General features: G+C 51.2%; 16 protein-coding genes. 11 read left to right on the forward strand and 5 right to left on the reverse strand.

Going from position 1 to position 17,950, the window contains the following annotated elements; translation table 11 throughout:
* Window positions 1-251 precede the first annotated feature (251 nt).
* From AC3WT9_RS26750 to AC3WT9_RS26760, 3 genes are all read left to right on the forward strand, one after another.
* Window positions 252-1,832 carry a response regulator gene (locus tag AC3WT9_RS26750; protein ID WP_341377496.1) on the forward strand — a complete coding sequence of 527 codons (1,581 nt, stop codon included), beginning with the start codon at window positions 252-254 and terminating at the stop codon, window positions 1,830-1,832.
* A 20-nt stretch (window positions 1,833-1,852) separates the two neighbouring features.
* Window positions 1,853-3,625, forward strand: coding sequence for a sensor histidine kinase (locus AC3WT9_RS26755; protein WP_341377497.1), 1,773 nt, complete (start codon window positions 1,853-1,855; stop codon window positions 3,623-3,625).
* A gap of 106 nt (window positions 3,626-3,731) precedes the next feature.
* Window positions 3,732-4,859, forward strand: a complete 1,128-nt coding sequence (locus AC3WT9_RS26760; protein ID WP_492408195.1) for a family 10 glycosylhydrolase — start codon at window positions 3,732-3,734, stop codon at window positions 4,857-4,859.
* A 191-nt stretch (window positions 4,860-5,050) separates the two neighbouring features.
* Here the strand turns inward: AC3WT9_RS26760 and AC3WT9_RS26765 are convergent, their stop codons facing one another.
* On the reverse strand, window positions 5,051-5,659 hold the full coding sequence (locus AC3WT9_RS26765) for a hypothetical protein (RefSeq protein WP_341090249.1): 609 nt from the start codon (window positions 5,657-5,659) through the stop codon (window positions 5,051-5,053).
* 223 nt (window positions 5,660-5,882) lie between these two features.
* Here AC3WT9_RS26765 and AC3WT9_RS26770 point away from each other — a divergent pair, with 223 nt between their 5' ends.
* The 5 genes from AC3WT9_RS26770 (at window position 5,883) to AC3WT9_RS26790 (ending at window position 10,562) form a co-directional block, all read left to right on the forward strand.
* Window positions 5,883-6,335: a NanQ anomerase/TabA/YiaL family protein gene (locus AC3WT9_RS26770; RefSeq protein WP_341090251.1), complete on the forward strand. Its 453-nt coding sequence runs from the start codon at window positions 5,883-5,885 to the stop codon at window positions 6,333-6,335.
* Between the two features lie 149 nt (window positions 6,336-6,484).
* Window positions 6,485-7,402 (forward strand): AraC family transcriptional regulator, encoded by a 918-nt coding sequence (locus tag AC3WT9_RS26775; RefSeq protein ID WP_341090254.1) that lies wholly within the window; start codon window positions 6,485-6,487, stop codon window positions 7,400-7,402.
* A gap of 39 nt (window positions 7,403-7,441) precedes the next feature.
* Window positions 7,442-8,518, forward strand: a complete 1,077-nt coding sequence (locus AC3WT9_RS26780; protein ID WP_341090255.1) for a Gfo/Idh/MocA family protein — start codon at window positions 7,442-7,444, stop codon at window positions 8,516-8,518.
* A gap of 343 nt (window positions 8,519-8,861) precedes the next feature.
* Complete coding sequence (locus AC3WT9_RS26785) at window positions 8,862-9,593, forward strand: ThuA domain-containing protein (protein ID WP_341377500.1); 732 nt, start codon at window positions 8,862-8,864, stop codon at window positions 9,591-9,593.
* Complete coding sequence (locus tag AC3WT9_RS26790; RefSeq protein WP_341377502.1) at window positions 9,594-10,562, forward strand: sugar phosphate isomerase/epimerase family protein; 969 nt, start codon at window positions 9,594-9,596, stop codon at window positions 10,560-10,562.
* Window positions 10,563-10,883: 321 nt separating this feature from the next.
* Here AC3WT9_RS26790 and AC3WT9_RS26795 read toward each other — a convergent pair whose 3' ends face one another.
* Entirely contained in the window at window positions 10,884-11,393 is a 510-nt protein-coding gene (locus tag AC3WT9_RS26795) for a GNAT family N-acetyltransferase (protein ID WP_341377503.1), read from the reverse strand.
* Between the two features lie 93 nt (window positions 11,394-11,486).
* Here AC3WT9_RS26795 and AC3WT9_RS26800 point away from each other — a divergent pair, with 93 nt between their 5' ends.
* Window positions 11,487-12,182: a copper homeostasis protein CutC gene (locus tag AC3WT9_RS26800; RefSeq protein ID WP_341090262.1), complete on the forward strand. Its 696-nt coding sequence runs from the start codon at window positions 11,487-11,489 to the stop codon at window positions 12,180-12,182.
* 24 nt (window positions 12,183-12,206) lie between these two features.
* Here the strand turns inward: AC3WT9_RS26800 and AC3WT9_RS26805 are convergent, their stop codons facing one another.
* Window positions 12,207-13,868 (reverse strand): ABC transporter substrate-binding protein, encoded by a 1,662-nt coding sequence (locus AC3WT9_RS26805; RefSeq protein WP_492408199.1) that lies wholly within the window; start codon window positions 13,866-13,868, stop codon window positions 12,207-12,209.
* 145 nt (window positions 13,869-14,013) lie between these two features.
* Entirely contained in the window at window positions 14,014-15,042 is a 1,029-nt protein-coding gene (locus AC3WT9_RS26810) for an ABC transporter substrate-binding protein (RefSeq protein ID WP_341377505.1), read from the reverse strand.
* A 279-nt stretch (window positions 15,043-15,321) separates the two neighbouring features.
* Between AC3WT9_RS26810 and AC3WT9_RS26815 the strand changes: the two genes are divergently transcribed.
* Both AC3WT9_RS26815 and AC3WT9_RS26820 read left to right on the forward strand, forming a co-directional pair.
* Window positions 15,322-16,377, forward strand: coding sequence for an SPFH domain-containing protein (locus AC3WT9_RS26815; RefSeq protein WP_341090270.1), 1,056 nt, complete (start codon window positions 15,322-15,324; stop codon window positions 16,375-16,377).
* Window positions 16,374-17,342, forward strand: coding sequence for a diacylglycerol kinase catalytic domain-containing protein (locus tag AC3WT9_RS26820; protein WP_341377506.1), 969 nt, complete (start codon window positions 16,374-16,376; stop codon window positions 17,340-17,342). Before AC3WT9_RS26815 ends, AC3WT9_RS26820 begins: the two co-directional genes overlap by 4 nt.
* Window positions 17,343-17,443: 101 nt before the next feature.
* Here AC3WT9_RS26820 and AC3WT9_RS26825 read toward each other — a convergent pair whose 3' ends face one another.
* Window positions 17,444-17,905 carry a hypothetical protein gene (locus tag AC3WT9_RS26825; protein WP_341090275.1) on the reverse strand — a complete coding sequence of 154 codons (462 nt, stop codon included), beginning with the start codon at window positions 17,903-17,905 and terminating at the stop codon, window positions 17,444-17,446.
* Window positions 17,906-17,950: the final 45 nt, after the last annotated feature.

A 17,950-nucleotide genomic window follows, 5' to 3' on the forward strand; every position in this document is an offset into this window, starting at 1 on the left:
GTACGCCCGGAGGGACTCCCGGTGGTGAAGACGTGACGATACTTTTTTTCATCTGAACACTTCCTTTGCAAATTTCTCTGCTGAAATTCATAGTATAGGAACCGTTCCGGCAAAAACACTGATAAGAACAACGATTTGTAGACTTCTGCAATGAGGATGAAGGTTTTGCAACACGGTAAAAATGAAATGTTATATGATGTGATCAATAGAAAGTGTTGGCTTTGATCACACGGCCGGATTGGAGGTCAAACATGTATAACGTATTGCTGTCAGATGATGAAGTGCTGGATTTAAGAGGGATGCAGCACTTTATACCCTGGAAGGATCTGCAGATGAATGTAGCAGCGGTGGTGAGCAGCGGCTTCGCTGCGCTGGATTATATACAGAATCATCATGTTGATATTCTGATCACCGATATCCGGATGCCGATTATGTCCGGTCTGGAGCTGTCCCGTGAAGCATTGCAGCTGCTCCCACAGCTGAAAATCATATTTGTAAGCGGTTACGAAGACTTCCACTATGCCAAGCAGGCGATGGAGCTGAATGTGCAGAGTTATGTCCTGAAGCCTGTAGAGGATGAAGAAATGATCGAGGTGCTGCAGAAGGTGAAGGCCCAGCTGGATCATGAGGCCCAGCAGTCGAGACTGGAATCGGATTACTATAAGACCTTGCCTGTACTTAAGAATAACAGGCTGCTTGGCCTGCTGGATGGCCAGCAGGACGGAGCAGAAACCATGGATGACCTAGTCCTTGCGCAGTGCGGGATTAGCCCATCTGCTCCGCAGCGGGTCGCCGTGATTGAGATTGATGATGTGGCCTGGAAGCTGAATGCATACAGCGAGCTGGAAGCGAGGCAGATCGTCAATCAGCTGTATCAAACGGTATTGGATTATTGCACAGAGTGCCGGATCTGGTCGCTGTGCAGGCTTTCCAGCCGTGAATGTGCGCTTGTACTGCAGATGGAGGAACTGGCGGAATGTGAAGCGCTGCTCAGCGGTTTAATTGAACTTATTGGGGTCCGGTTTCCGGTCACCATCACAATAGGCCTGAGCAGCACAGCAGCTTCCACCGCTTCAATTCACACCTCTTATCAGCAGGCGAAGCAGGCGCTTGATTATAAAATGCTTGCGGGCAAAAGCCGTCTGATCCAATTTTCCGAGCTGGAGTCAGGCAGCGTGGAGGATGTGCAGAGTCTCGAAATGACGCTGGATGCCCTGTTTGCCGCAATGTCGAATTACAGGCTTGTCCAGCTGCACGATGAACTTGAGAATGTATTCGCCTTGGTCCGCCGGATGAAGTCCAAATCTACCGTCTACAACTTTGCCATTCAGATTATCTCCCGGCTGGATGCCTATCTGGCAGGACTGAACGAGAATCTATTCCAGATGCTGGGCATGCGAATGGAGAACCTGGACATTTTGTTCAAATTTGAAACCATGGATGATATCCAATCCTGGCTGCGCCGGAGGGTATTTGAAATCTCTGAAACACTGCATGTAAAGAAGCAAAAGAAAAATAATAAGCTGCTTGAATCGGTCTGCGCCTATGTGGAGAAGCATCTGGACCAGAATATCGCACTCCGGGATGTGAGCAATCTGTTTAGCTTTTCCCCGAATCATCTCGGCGTGTTGTTCAAGCAGGGAACCGGCATTAATTTCAGCGATTACGTGGTGGAGAAGCGGCTGGAGAAAGCCTGCACTTTACTGCAGAATCCCCAATATAAAATTTTCGAGGTGGCCGGAAGGGTTGGCTATAAAAACCTGACTTATTTCAGCAGGCAGTTTAAAGACAAATATGGGATGACACCGGGGGATTACCGTAAGCAGTGCTGAACAAAGGAGAACAGCGGCCTATGAAGCAAAAGAAACGGTTTCTGTCATTCGGCTACAAGCTGATGATTTCTTATATTGTACTGCTGATTGTCCCGGTTGCTTTTGTCGGTGCCTTTGCTTATAACACAGCGGTTGAATCCATCCGAACACAGACAAAGGCCAATATCCGGGGCACGCTTCAGCAGATTCAGGATAATATCCGTTATAAGGTGGAGGATACCAAGCGGCTGACGGACTCACTGTATTATGACCGCAATCTGGCGGATTCCTTAAGACGCTATGATGACGGCTGGTACAGCTTTGAGACGCTGCAGAGCTATTTGATCCCGATGCTGCAAAATACGGTGCATTCCTCTAACCGCAACATTGCACTGTCCCTGTATATTCAGAATGAGACTATACCCGAGGTTTACTATTCTTACGAAGGGATGGACCCGCTGCGGAAGGGGAGGTTCTACCAGCTGTTTCACCAAAAGCGGATTCTGGGCAAGCCATGGTTCAGCGGTTTTCCCCGGGAGCAATACGGGGTGACGATGCAGTGGCGCCAGATCGAAGATGATGAGTCCTACGGGAATATTTCCTTACTCCGAAGATTGATGGATACGTATGAGCCCACTGCCCCGAGTCCATTTGGTTTTGTCCGGATTACCGTCAAGATTGCCGATCTTCTTGAAAGCGTGAAAGATGATAAGTTCCGCAAGGGCAGCACAGTGTATATAGAAAATGAAAATCATGACATTATCCACCTTTCTTCAGGGGATAAAAATGTGAAACCTCAGCAAATTGCACTGCTGGAGAGCAAGGATTATCTGCAAATCAAGGCGCCGGTTGAGGAGCTGAACTGGACGCTTGCGGTCAATATCCCCAATGAAGTTTTGGAGCAGGATATCCAGAAGGTCAAAAGCGTAACCATTCTCGTCTGCCTGATCATGATCGGTTTCTTTTCCGCAGCAGGTATGCTGCTGTCCGGCTATTTTTCCCGGCGTGTCGTCAAAATTGTGTCTGTTCTCCGTTCCTTTCAGGAAGGGGATTTACATAAAAGGCTTAGTTACCGGGGAAATGACGAATTTAATCAGATCTCCCTGGCACTAAATAATATGGGGGAGAATATGAACCGCCTGATTCAGGAAGTTTACCTCTCCAATCTGCACAAGAAGGAAGCAGAGCTGGAAATTCTTCAGGCACAGATCAATCCCCACTTTTTGTATAACTCGTTCTCTTCCATAAACCGTCTGGCACAGTTCGGTGAGATCAGTAAAATCCGTTCGATGGTCAGCGGCCTTGCGAAATTCTACAGGCTGACACTGAATGAGGGCAGGACGATGATTCCGATCGAGAAGGAGCTGCAGCATGTACAGACCTATATTGACATCCAGAAAATCAAATATGAGGATCATCTCACCTTTAATTTCGATATCGACCAGAAGGTGCTGGGTTTTGATACTGTAAGGCTGATTTTGCAGCCCTTTGTGGAGAATATTCTTGAGCATGCTTTTTACGGGGAGACCATTCATATCCGCATTACGGCGGAGGCTGGCGAGCAAGGGATTGTGTTCAAGGTGATTGACGACGGCATCGGTATGACCAAGGAAACCATCCGGCAGATTTTCTCTCCAAGCGGGATCAAGATGGGCTATGGCATCCGCAATGTCGACCAGAGAATCAAGCTGCAATTTGGCGGTTCATACGGTGTCTTGCTCTACAGCCGGCTTGGAATCGGAACAACTGTTCAAATCACTATCCCTTACTTTCATCATACAGAGCTCACCGATAGCGGCGGGACACAGGGATAAGGCAGAAGCTTTCCGAGCTCTCAGTCTGTCTAGGAAAGGAGGAGGAATAAGGAATTCATAACATCTAATCTGCACCCCATCTAATTATAGAAAGGCGGAGAAAACAATGACTAAAGGTAAAAGAAAACGGACTTTGCTGACGGCCCTGCCCGCGCTGCTGCTGAGCTTTATGCTGAGTGTTCCGGCCCAGACAACCTCTGCCCAAACAGGGCCCTTTGTATCCGAGATCATCGTGCGGACAGGCGCCAATTTCAAAAACCATAATGAGGTTGTCAGCTTCGTGAGCAATGCGGCAAAGAACAATATTTCTGTCATCAATTTGAGTGTGAAGCAGGATGAGGATGAGGAGATTCCGTCCGGTTATGCATTTTATAAGAGCAAGATTGCACCGGTTGCTTCGGGATACGCCAATTTTGACGCAGTCAAGGATGTTATTGCTGAGGCACATAAAAAGAATATTCAGGTGAGGGCATGGATTCCGCAGTTCCACGACCGTGCGGCCTTTGACAAGAACAGCGAGTGGCAGATGCGCGCGCTTGTGGACGGCAAGGTGAAACCTTTTACAGGCTCCAATGGCACTGAATATTTCGTGAATCCGCTCGATCCTGGTGTGCAAGCCTATGAGCGCTCCATCATCAAAGAAGTTGCGGCAAATTATGATGTTGATGGTATTGTCCTGGACTGGCTCCGCTTTGACGATTACAACATGGATATGGGGGATTACACGAGAACACAGTATAAAAATCAATACGGCTATGATCCAATTACTATTAACTTTGCTTCAGATAATGCGAAACGGGAGGAGTGGAATGAGTGGAGAACGACCAAGCTTGGGGAATATGTGCGTGATGTGAAAAGCGATTTGGACGGGATTACGCCAGGGCTCTTTTTCGGGGCTTATATTCTGCCGCCGGAGTTTGTGGAAGTCGGACAGGATGCCGCCAAATTTATGCCATACATGGATTTTGTTTCTCCGATGGCCTATTTCGACGACTGGGAATTTCCGCAAAGCTGGGTTTATGACAGCGAAGGTATACTAAGCCAGACCCGGCAAAAAATCGGCAATGCCGAAATCATCGCCGCGTTGGATACCGATTGGACCGATGCCCAGTATAAAAACGTACAACAGGGAATCCGCTCCAACTTCCCCGACATTTCAAATCTGGCTTTTTTTATTTATGGCAAGTGGACGAATACGGATATGAAGAATATCAATAAGCGCGCAAGCTGGTAGTTATATAAGCTGAACTTTAGCTTTACCCCGCCGGCATAGAACGCAACGGTGAATGTTTGAACTTCCGGCCGCTGTTGTCGTAAGAATTTCTTGATTTAACCCGCTATTTGCGGTTGAAATCCGTAGAACGGCGAGGATATTGGCAGGTTGAGCAAGGGTGGGCTGGAAAGCAATACGATGACCGTACGGTACTATGCTGAGACAATATCCCGGATCATCTCATGCACATGCTGAACTTCCATAAGGGCCTGGGAGTATCCCGGGTCCGATTTATTGGCCGGTACCTGTCTTGGAAGAAAGGGAATAGACAGCACGGGCGTATCTGTACTGCTGAGGTAGATTTTAAGCGTAAGCTCAATGATTTCCTCGGGTGTTCCGTCTTCCTGTCTGTTTGTCGTTCCGTCGACTGCGGCAGCATCCAGCACTTTACCTGTGCCGGTCTTTGCGCCACTGCTGGTAATCCGGCTGGTTTTGCTGACTTTGGTCAGGGTGAGGGCATTCTCAACAATTTCAGAGCCTAAGATCACATCAAAGGTGTAAAGGGCAGCTGAGGACGTTTCGTGGTTGTCAGGGGAATACATGCCGATAGCGAGCTGTTTCCCTCCTTCATCCAGGGCAATGATATGAGATTTGTCTGGAGTGATGAACCGCTTGCTGAATTTAAGGTTGAAATCAGCCAGTGTATGGATCAGCTTGTTCAAGTCGGACGAAGGATCGGACAGTTTATGCCGCAGCACCGCTGCCGCCAGCAGCAAGCCAGCACCCAGTGCGGCGAACATGTACATCAGGACAATGAGCATTATACCGCCTCCTTAAAGTTTTGCGAGCTTAGCCTCATTGAATCCACTTCGGGCAAAACTCACTTCGAAAGCATGGACTTAAGTTTTGCGAGCTTAGACCTTATTGTAAGAATCTATGCCGGGGGTACGTGAACAAATACATAGACCTGCCGCGGGGAATCAACTATTCTTTTTCTATTCCGCAAAACGGGGATATATCAGAGATTATAGGAGGATTTCGGGCATGATAGTGGATACATTGGGGCATTTGCTGGAGAATGAGGCTGCTTACGGAGAGAAAATTCAGCGTGGACTGCAGTTCCTGCGGGATACGGACTTTGCAGGACTGGCTGCAGGCCGTCATGAGGTGAATGATGAAATGTTCTATTTCATCAATGAATACGAGACCAAGAACGCCGGAGACTGCTTCTGGGAAGCCCACCGGATCAATCTTGATCTGCATTATATTCTTGAAGGCACAGAGCGCATCGGTTATTCCGCTATTGAGCAGCTCAAGGTAAGAGATGAATACAGTGCCGAGAAAGATGCGGTGTTCTTTACGGGTGAGCTGGAGTCGGCGGTAACCGCAGGTCCGGGAGCGCTTGTCGTCTGCTATCCGCAGGACGGGCATATGACAGGGATTGAAGCGGGGAAGAAGGAAGCGGTGCGGAAGGTTGTTTTGAAGATTAAACTCTGATTTGTTTTCGATTTAAAATATAGTGTGAAAGAGAGCCCCGCGGGGCTCTTTTTTGCGCCTCTTGATGTGTCCTCTGCCGGGGGATAAGATAAAGTGGGGTTCAATGAAATTTTAATTTCAGCTAATTACCCGGACAAGGAGCCGCGCTAATGAATATTTATCTCGAACTTCCGGATGTGGATAAGCATTTCCCCTTCCGCAGCTTAGTCTGCGGAGGTGATGATCTCACATATCCGCATTGGCATAAAGAAATCGAAATTATTTACGTCACCAAAGGAAGACTAAATCTGGGAATAAATGATACCCCGATCCGCATGGAACAGGGTGAAATACAGTTCATCAATGGCGGAGATGTGCACTATTTCCTCGCCTCGCCTGAAAGTGAACGGTTTGTGATCCAGTTTGATCTCGGACTGTTCCAGGAGGTTACTGCGCTCGGCGGCAATGAATATTCGCTCCGCGATTTGTTCACAGAGATGGAGCAATCCAGTTCAAGCTGGCCGGAAGCGGTAGCAACGAAGGTGATTGGCCTTCTGGAGAGCATTTACGAGGAGGACACGCAGCGGCGTGAAGGCTATGCCTATCTCATCAAGGCGAGGCTGTTCGAGCTGCTGACGGTTATTATGCGGGAAGTGCCGAAGAATAGCAGCAACAGAGGGCCCAAGTTCTCGGAGGATACTCAGATCCAGTCGCGGGAAACGCTGGAACGGCTGGAGCGGATCTTCATCTATGTCGAGCAGCATTACCAGGAACCGATTACGCTAAACGAGGTAGCCGGACATATGGGCTTCAGCCCGTATTATTTTACTAAGCTGTTCAAGAAAAATACGGGCATGACCTTTGTGGCCTTCCTGAATGAGTACCGGCTGAATAAAGCCAAGTGGATTCTGCTCAATGAGAACCTGCCCATGTCTGCCGTGGCGGAGGCGGCGGGGTTTGGCAGCGTGAAGACTTTCCATCATTTTTTCAAGGAAGCGACGGGAATATCGCCCCTGAAATATCATAAGACAATATTCAGGAATAACAGGGCAAGATTGCAGGAAGAAAGCCCTTCCGCGGATTTGTAAGATAGAGATATTACATCAACAAGTGGAGGTTAAGAGAGAATGACTTTAAAAGTTGGAATTATCGGCTGCGGCGGCATCGCGAACGGCAAACATATGCCTGCGCTAAAAAAAGTGGAAGGTGCGGTGATGGTTGCTTTCTGCGATATCGTTCCTGAACGTGCCGAGCAGGCCAAAGCGGATTACGGAGATGCCAACGCTGCGGTATACAGCGATTATAGAGAGCTGCTTAAGGATGCAAGCATAGATGTGATTCACGTATGTACGCCGAACATTTCCCATGCGGAGATTTCGATTGCGTCCATGGAGGCCGGCAAGCATGTAATGTGCGAGAAGCCAATGGCCAAGACGACTGCGGAAGCACAGGCGATGATTGATGCTGCGAAGCGCACCGGCAAGAAGCTGACGATCGGATATCAGAACCGGTTCAGAGCCGATTCAGCGTATCTGCATGCCGTATGCGAGAACAACGAGCTTGGAGAGATTTATTATGCCAAAGCGAAGGCTATCCGCCGCCGTGCGGTTCCGACCTGGGGCGTGTTTCTCGATGAAGAAGCGCAAGGCGGAGGTCCGCTGATCGATATCGGCACCCATGCTCTTGATTTGACCCTGTGGATGATGGACAACTACAAGCCAAAGTATGCCGTGGGCAATGCCTACCACAAGCTGTCCGGCCGCAAAAATGCCGCAAACGCCTGGGGGCCGTGGGACCCGGAGAAATTCACCGTTGAAGACTCCGCCATCGGCTTCATTACGATGGAGAATGGCGCAACGATCGTGCTTGAAGCCAGCTGGGCGCTGAACACGCTGGATGTCGGCGAAGCCAAGACCGCGCTCTGCGGCACGGAAGGCGGAGCGGATATGGAGAAGGGGCTGCGCATTAATGGAGAGGCCTATGGCAAGACGTTCGAGAAGTATATCGGACTTGATGCCGCTGGCGTTGACTTCTATGACGGTGCCGGAGATGACCCCGCAGTGGTTGAAGCCGAGCAGTGGATCCGCAGCATTGTGAACGACACCGAGCCGGTGGTGAAACCGGAGCAGGCGCTGGTGGTTACCCGCATTCTGGAGGCGATCTACAAATCGTCAGAGACCGGAATGCCGGTGTTTTTTGACTAAAGAACGTTGAGTAATAAGGAAGGATATCCTTCCTCATGCTTCAAGCATTAACAGGAAAACGGCCCGCTAATTAAGAGTCTGGTAGATCCAGATGACAAGTAAGGGGATTTGAGCCCGCTAATTTTCAAGGATCATTCAAATTCACCGCACCCGGCAGAATTAAAGGGCCAATTTCCCTTTAAGTGTCGAGAAATGACCATTCCCATGTATTTAGCGGGCAATTTTCCCGCTTTAAGAAACGTAGGGCGTTAAAGTCCCGCATGTATTTTATGCTTATCTATTTTGCATTAACGGATAACTCAGCATATCCCTGAATTCAGCTCAAATTAGGAGTGTGTCCAAAGTGACCAGAGTAACCATATGGAATGAATACCGTCATGAATTGCAGGAGGAACGAATCCGCCGGGTATATCCGCAGGGAATTCACGGACAACTGGCCGGATTCCTGCAGGAAGCGGGCTTTGATACAGCAACAGCTACCCTGGACGAGCCGGAGCATGGCTTGACGGAAGAGGTGCTGGAGAATACGGATGTGCTGGTCTGGTGGGGGCATGTTGCCCATCAGGAGGTCAGCGACGAGATTGTAAGCCGCGTGTACAACCGGGTCCTGAAGGGAATGGGGCTGATTGTGCTGCACTCCGGCCACATGTCCAAAATCTTCATGAAGCTGATGGGCACCAGCTGCGACCTGAAATGGCGCGAAGCAGAAGAGAAGGAACGTCTCTGGGTAATGGACCCGAGCCACCCGATTGCCGAAGGCATCGGCGAATACATCGACCTGGAGCAGGAAGAGATGTACGGGGCGCATTTTGATGTGCCGGCACCGGAGAGCCTCATCTTTGTAGGCTGGTTCGAAGGGGGCAATGTGTTCCCGAGCGGTTCGACTTACCGGCGCGGAAGCGGGAAGATTTTTTATTTCCAACCGGGCCATGAATCATATCCGACCTATTACAACCAGGAAATTCAAAAAGTGATCATCAATGGCGTCAATTGGTGTGCTCCAACCAAACGTGATTATCCGGTGTACGGCCATTCCGAAGCTTTGGAGCCAATCAGAGAAAAGGTGGGAATATAAATGAAGTTAGGTGTATTTGATCCGGTATTCGGAAGCTTAACACTCGAAGAGATGCTCGATAAAATTGCTGCCGCTGGCCTGAACGCCGTGGAAATCGGCTCGGGAGGCAATCCGGGCAATGCCCACTGTCCGACCGATGAGCTGCTGGCCAGCGAATCGGCCCGCGAGGCCTATCTCGAACAATTCACCAAACGCGGGATTATCATCAGCGCTTTCAGCTGCCACAATAACCCGATTTCACCGGATAAGGAAGAAGCCCGCCAAGGCGACGAAATTCTGCGCAAGTCGATCAAGCTGGCTTCACTCATGGGCGTACCGGTTGTCAATACATTCTCAGGTACTGGCGGGGACAGTGACGACGCCAAAGCACCTAACTGGCCGGTAACGCCTTGGCCTACCGTATACAGCGATATTTTGACCTGGCAGTGGGAACAGAAGCTGATTCCGTACTGGAAGGAAATCGGCAAGCTGGCCGAAGAGCATGGAGTCAAGATCGGTATCGAGCTGCACGGCGGCTTCCTGTGCCATACGCCATATACGATCCTCAAGCTGAGAGAAGCTACCTGCGATGCCATTGGTGCGAATCTCGATCCGAGCCATCTGTGGTGGCAGGGCATTGATCCGGTAGGGGCGATCAAGATTCTCGGCAAGGCAGGCGCGATCCATCATTTTCACGCTAAGGACACCTATCTTGACCAGGACAACATCAACATGTACGGCCTGACCGATATGCAGCCTTATGGGGATGTACAGACCCGGGCCTGGACCTTCCGCTCCGTAGGCTGCGGGCACAGCATCTCCGAATGGTCGGATATTATGAGCGCGCTGCGCACTTACGGCTACGACTATGTGGTAAGCATTGAGCATGAAGATCCGCTGATGTCAGTAGATGAAGGATTCTACCGGGCTGTCACCAATCTGCAGTCCATTCTCATCCGCGACCAGCCACTGGATATGTGGTGGGCGTAAAGGGATTTTAGTTCTGTCTATAGCAAAAGCCGGAGTTTCTGCGAATCGCAGAAACTCTGGCTTTTATTTTTACCGCACGCGCGCTGCAGGGCGGAATGAAGAGCAGAAGTGCACTTGATTCCGCCATACGCGCGCTGCAGGCGGAATGAAAGGTGAGCAAGCTTATTTACTATATAGAGTGAACTTACGAATCCTACTTTCTGTTTTGGTGAAACCCTTGACGCAGATTTCACCAGTCAGCACGCCATCATTCTTAAGTTCAGCGTATATGGCTTCCATTTCGACTTGTGCCCTGGCAAAGAGGAGCGTGCTTTTTTTTGTTCAAATTAACTTATAATATAATACCGTAGCATCCAGCTGCCCGTTGGCTGACCGGCAATAATTCGGGATTCGGCCTGCCTCGATGTATCCCCGCGATTGATAGAGCAGGTTGGAGGGATCGCCTTCCCGCGTATCCAGAACAAGCAGTGTTCTGTCTGCTGCCGCTGCAGCTTGTTCGGCGGTATCGAGCAGCAGTCCGGCGATGCCCTTGCGGCGGTGCTCCGGATGTACCATTAGTTTGGCAATTTCCGCGCGGTGACGGGCATTGGCTTTGGCAGCTAAATGGAGCTGCACCGTACCCGCGATTTTGTCGCCCTCCATTGCTGTCCAGAGCAGCACATGCGGATCAGGGACGCTTTTCCAATAGGCTGAAGCCTCCTCAGCTGTGACCGGAGGGAGAAATCCGATCGAGGCGCCATCTTCCACTACTTCTGTCAACAGCCCGCTCAATGCAAGCTCTGTCTCCGGCAGTAATGTCTCTAATAGTACAACATTGATTTTAGGGGTCATCGGATTAGTTCCTTTCACCAATAAAGTGTAACAGCTAAATACAATAGGATGAATTCTATATCATTATCATAATCAAGGAGAGGAAGTGGAGCAATGCTGTTAGAGGTCATTGCAACGACCGTAAATGATGCTGTCCTTGCCGAACGGCATGGAGCAGACCGGATTGAGCTGATTTCAGGCATCCTTGAGGGGGGGCTGACTCCCAGCCTGGGGCTGATGGAAGGCGTTCGCGAAGCCGTGGGCATCCCGGTCAGAGTCATGGTGCGGCCGCATGCCCGGTCATTCCGTTATGATAAGGCGGATGCGCAGACGATGCTGCGCGATATCCGCCATATTGCCGCCATAGGAGGGCTGTCGGTGGTCATGGGAATGCTCCGACACGACCGGACGGTGGATGAAGAGCTGCTCAAGCAGCTGCTTCAGGCTGCAGACGGCATGGAGGTGACCTTCCACCGGGCCTTTGACGAGGCCGCCGATCAGCTCGAAGCCCTGGAGGTTCTGTCACGCTACCCTCAGGTGACGGATATTCTGACCTCCGGAGGGCAGCGGACTGCGCCCGAAGGTGCGGAACGGATTGCGGTGCTTGAGCGTCTATCCTCCGCGAAATCCGTCTCCATTCTGGCCGGAAGCGGCCTCACAGCATCTGGCCTGAGGGAGTTTCTGGGTGAAACAGCTGTGGAACGGGTGCATTTTGGGTCCGCCGTAAGAGAAGACGGCGATCCGCTGCGGCCGATTGATCCCGGGCGGCTGCAGGAAGTCCGTTCGATTCTGGATCTATGGGGAAAGTGAACTGAATGTCGGCTGCTCTTTCGGTCATACCGGCTGGCTGCCTAGCAGCTTGGGCAGCAGATTGAGCAGCTTCTCCCGGGTCAACGCGTCTGCAGAGTTCCATTTCGCGTTCTCTAGCAGATAGACTTGGCCCTTCCGCACGGCGGGAAGGCTGTTCCAGAGCGGGCTACGCATCAGCTGCTCCATGGCCTCCCGCGAGTCCTTGCGCTCCGGAATGAGCATGAAGATCCGGTCTCCCGCATAGGCATGCAGCTGCGCCGGATCGACCTCGGCGAATCCGAGCTCTTGATCCAGAATGCCCCGGATCACCTCAGTCGGCTGCAGGCCGCCAGGGGCATATAGGGCACTGGAAAGCCCGGTCCTTCCCATGGCGAACAGATGGTTTCCGTGGTCGTATATCAGCGCGGAGGCCGTCTCTCCGGGCTGGAGTGTTTCCTCGTAAAGACGCTGCCATATGGCGGCGTTTTTGGCATGGAAGGATGCCAGCCAAGCCTCGGCTTCATGCTGCTTGCCCAGCCAGCTTCCCAGTATCCGCATCCGCTGTTCGAGTGGTGCGAAAGAATCGAAGGTCAGTGCCGGAGCTATGCTTGAGATGACCCGGTAAGCCCGCTCATCCGCGTTGGCGAAAATAATCAGATCGGGATTTAATGAGGCAGTCAGCTGCGGGTCCAGCGGAAAACCGACATTGGCCAGCTTCTTGAGCCGGTGCTTATAGACACTGTTCCGCGCAAAAGCCTCATCTCCGCCGACAGGCTTCACGCCCAGCGCGAGCAGATCGCCCAGCGTTTCTCCGTGATAGACAATGCGTCGTGGCCGTTCGGGGATCTCCACCTGATGGCCCGTCCAATCCTTGACCGTCGGCTTCCGGCGCTGCGTATAGGCGTATTGTCCGGGGGTGACCCCGGTCTTCTGGCGGAAGCGGCGGCTGAAATAATATTCATCAGAGAAGCCAACCTGCCGGGCGACTTCCCGCAGGGGTTCAGCGGAATCCAGTAAAAATTGCTTCGAATGGTGAATGCGCAGCTCGGTCAGATAATCGAGCGGTTTTGTGCCGGTAAGCTTTTGGAAGAGCGGAGTATACTGCCAGAGCGGGATGCCCGCAAGTTCTGCCATCTGCTTCACCGTGATGCTCTCCATATAGTGCTTCTGCATATACTCCGCAGTTCTTTCCACGGATTCTGCAGGACTTGGCAGCTGTCCGGAAGGATAATTGTGCTCGAAGAGCAGCAGCAGCAGTTCCTGAAATTTCAATTGCTGCTTGTAGTGCTGCACATCGTCGCCGCTGTTGTCCTTCATCATCAGTTCTTCCGCCAGACGAATGACTCTGGTGAACGGATGAACGATTAATTCCCGTCTGCCTGGCAGCAACTCCCCGGCATAACGCTCCGGAAGTTCGGCCGCATGAATGGCTGTAAAAGAGATAAGGTAATAATACAGGGTCATCTCCGGATTGTCCGCGCTATAGGAGGTTCCGGGAGACAGCAGGTAACACTTATCGGCACTCAGCGGCGCAATCTGGCCGTCAATATGCAGCACTCCGCTGCCGCCCGTAAAGACAAGAAGCGTATGACAGAGTGGTGTCTGCTGTACTGGGCAGGAGTCGGCAGGCTGAATAATCAGTTCGGCGTTGGACAGCTGAAACAATAGCGAGCGAAGAGGGAGAGGTGGCAATGAGGGATGCTGCAAGGTACGGTCTCCCTTCAATAGTGAGAATGATTATCAATAAATACATTGTATATAAAACAAAGAAGCTTATCAACTGGTGTTGACAAGCTTCTTTTGTGTCAGATATGTCCCCGTTTAAACACCGGAACCCTAAGAAAGAGATGAATTATTTATTATTCAGCAACTTAGGGATTTCTCCCAGCAGCCATTCACGGGTAGTTGCATCGCTTGATGTCTTCATAATGTCTTGTGTGTAGACATAGCCGTTTTTGACAGCGGGAAGACTCTTCCACACCTGACTCTTCATCATTGCTTCTGTGGATTGCTTGGCTTCATCGGCAACAGGAATCAGCAGGAAAATCCGGTCTCCGGAATATTGTTCAATCGCCTCCATAGATACTTCCTGGAATCCCAAACCTTCGTCAAGCACCTTCTGGATCGCGGGGATTGGCTTGAAGCCATTCTCACCATACAGCACCTGCGAAAGTCCGGTGGTGGCCATTACGAACAGCCGGTCACCGGGATAATAGGTGAAGACAGCTGCGGTTTCTCCCTCTTTCATCAGACCGTCGCTTTTCAATTGCTCCCACATGGCGGTTTCCTTTGACTTGTACTGGGTCAGCCAGGCTTCCGCTTCAGCCGATTTATCAAGAAGTCCGCCGATTTCCGCCAGCCGTTCCTGCAGCGGGGCGAAAGTATCGAAGATTACAGTGGGTGCAATTTTGGACAATGCCTCGAAATCCGCTTCGTCCGTTCCTGCATAGATGATCAAGTCAGGTTGAAGCGACAAAGTCTTCTCCAGGTTAATCGGGAATCCTACATCCTCGACACCCTTCAATTGGCCTTCGAACACCTGGCCATCGCCCATCGAAAGCGGATAACCGACTGCTTGCACACCCAATGCCAGTAAGTCACCATAGGTTTCTCCGGAGTAAACTATACGTTTCGGTGTAACCGGAATCTCTACAGTATGGCCTTTGTAATCCGTATAGGAGCGGGTTTTCGCTGCAGCTTCACCAGTGCCAGCGTCGGATGCCTCCGGAGCAGGTGATGCGCTCGCGGCGGTATTGCTGCCAGCAGAGTTAGCCGCAGCATTGCCGGCAGATGGTTCCTCTGAATTTCCGCACGCGAGCAGAAGGATGCTCATCACGAAGATGACACATAACGCGGCGAAGGGTTGTCTTGCCTTTTTCATAGAATCTTGCCTCCCCAGAAATATATAACGATTAACAATAATGATAATCATTCTCGTTAGAACAATCTTAAAGGAAACCCGTTCTTTACTCAATGGACAAAATTCAAACCGTTCTTTCATTTTGTACAAATCTGTTGCTCCCGGATAGGAAGAAGTAGTTACGTTGCTTCAAAAAGAAATAGTTTCATTATGTTAATAACAACTTGATAATATCAAACATTCATGCTAAACTGTTGTTAATAACAAAATGTTAATAACATAAATCAGGAGGTTTTGTCTATGTTCGGATTCCGATTCGTGAAATTCCAGCCCAGCGATTATGTGCTCAAAGTGAAGAACGGCAAAGTCGTCCGTGAAGGCATCGGTCTTTCTTTTCATTATTACGTGCCGACCACGTCGGTTGTTGTAGTGCCGGTATCCTCGATTGATGTCCCGTTTATGTTCGAAGAGATTACGAGCGATTACCAGACGGTGACCGTCCAGGGCCAGCTGACCTACCGGATCGTCGATTACCGCAAGACCACACAAATCCTCAATTATACCTACAATTTGAAAAAGAATACGTACCTGTCCGATGATCCCGGCAAGCTGGCCCAGCGGGTCATCAACATCGCCAAGGTGCTGACCAAGAAGCAGCTGGAGCAGCTGCCCCTGCGGGAAGCCATCCAGTCAAGCGAACGTCTGGCCAAGACCATTACCGGGGAGATCGAACGGAACGCGGAAATTGAGAAGCTCGGGATCGAGCTGATGGGGCTGTCGATTCTGGCGATTGTTCCGAACAAGGAGACCCTTCGTGCACTGGAGGCGCAGGCCAGAGAAGAAATTCTCCGCAGCGCAGACAATGCGCTGTATGAACGGCGCAATGCCTCCATTGAGCAGGAGCGGCGGGTGAAGGAAAACGAGCTGAATACGGAGATTGCTGTTGAGACGAAGAAGAAGCAGATCCGTGAGACCCAGCTGGATGCAGAGCGTTCAGTAAAGCAAAAGCAGAACGAAATGAAGGAAGAGCAGCTCAGCTTCGATACCGCACTGGAAGAGAAGAAGCAGGAACTGATCGAACTCACTGTGGCCAACCAAAGAGCGGAAGCGGATGCCAAAGCCTATGAGCTGTCGGCGGTGATGAATTCGCTGCAGGGGGTATCGTCAAATGTGCTGCAGGCACTGACCAATGTCGGCATGAATCCGGATAAGCTGATCGCCATCGCCTTCCAGGAACTGGCTGAGAATGCCGGGAAGATTGGCCAGCTGAACATTACGCCGGATCTTCTGCAGGGAATTATGGCCGGATCGGCCGGAAACGGGGCAGGTGCGGCGAGAGGAGCGGGAGGGCGATGAGCGGCCGGATGTCCGAGAATAAAATCATTCTGATCAAACGCAAAACACGGCTGGAAGAGCTGGTGGTCCGCTACAATACGATCCAGCAGGCCCAGTTCTATATTGAGCGGCTGGGTGCGGATTTCAGCGACTATATCAGCGAGGATCATCATTACCGTAAGGCGGTGGAGACGGCAGTGATTGAGCTGAGCGCCATAGGCAGAGTTCAGCTGCTGGAGCGGCAGCATGTCCCGAATTTCATCTTCGGTGATGAGGATACAGTGGTTGTACTTGGACAGGACGGACTTGTTGCCAATACGCTGAAATACTTGCGGGAGCAGCCGCTGATCGGTGTCAATCCCGATCCGCAGCGCTGGGATGGAGTGCTGCTGCCGTTCACCGTCAAGGATCTGCGGCTCCTTCTGCCTGAGGTGTTCCGGGGCCAGCGCCAGGTGCGCGAAGTGACCCTTGCCCGGGCGGAGCTTAATGACGGACAGAGCCTATACGGCGTCAATGATTTGTTCATCGGCCGCAAAACCCATGTGTCTGCACGTTACCAGCTTCAGCTAAATGGTGTAACCGAGCAGCAGTCCTCCAGCGGCATCATTGTCTCCACCGGTATGGGTTCCACCGGCTGGCTCAAGAGCGTCCTTGCCGGAGCGACGGGCATTGTCCGCAGCGCAGCCGGGCTGCAAGTGGATGCTGAAGCGGAGGCAGTACTTGGCTTGGCCGGTTCCGGTCAGCGGCTGGCCTGGGATCATCCGCAGCTTTATTTCACGGTGCGGGAACCTTTCCCCAGCCGTACGACCTCCGCCGGAGTTGTCTTCGGACAGATCGGCGCTCAGCAGCCGCTGCGGATTACCTCGCAGATGCCGGAGGACGGGGTCATTTTCAGCGATGGAGTTGAAAGCGACTTTCTGGAGTTCAATTCCGGTGTGGAGGCAACCATCAGTCTGGCTGAGAAAAGAGGGAGACTGGTAGTGTGAAGCTATGGTCAACAGCCGATTTACCGTATGGATAAGAGCACAAAAGGCTGTCTCAAGCAGAATAATCTGCGGAGACAGCCTTTTCGAAAGGTAAGCAAGTCCTATTGAAAGTTCCGTCCTTGATTCATCAATGAGCCATAGTTTTGGCCGATTGGAGAACCGGAATGCGATTGAACCGGATTAAACGACGGGTTTACCGGGGTATGCACCGCATGCATAGGCTGCTGTTGACCATAGGAAGGGTTAAAGGATGGGTTGAAGGACGGATTGAAGCTTTGAGCGCCTGTATTATTTCCGACATTTTGAGAGGACTGCTCAAGCTGTCTAAGCGTCTGTGACACCTGCTGCATCTGCTGAATAGCAGTGTTATGGCCCTGCAGCGCATTTTGAATAATTTGACTAGCCTTGTGCTCACGTTGGGCCAGTTCTTCCAGTCTTACCGCATTTTGCTGCTCCTGCTGGAGAAGCTGCTGATAATTCTGGCTGGCTTGCTGGGTCTGGCTCACAAGCTGTTGAATGATTTGCTCGCAATGGCTGATCTGGCTGGAAAGGTTTGAATTCAAAGTGATTTGCCTCCTTGGGCGTTGAGTTTGGACTTGCGGGTTTAT

The sequence above is a fragment of the Paenibacillus sp. EB106-06-01-XG199 genome, from assembly GCF_058791575.1.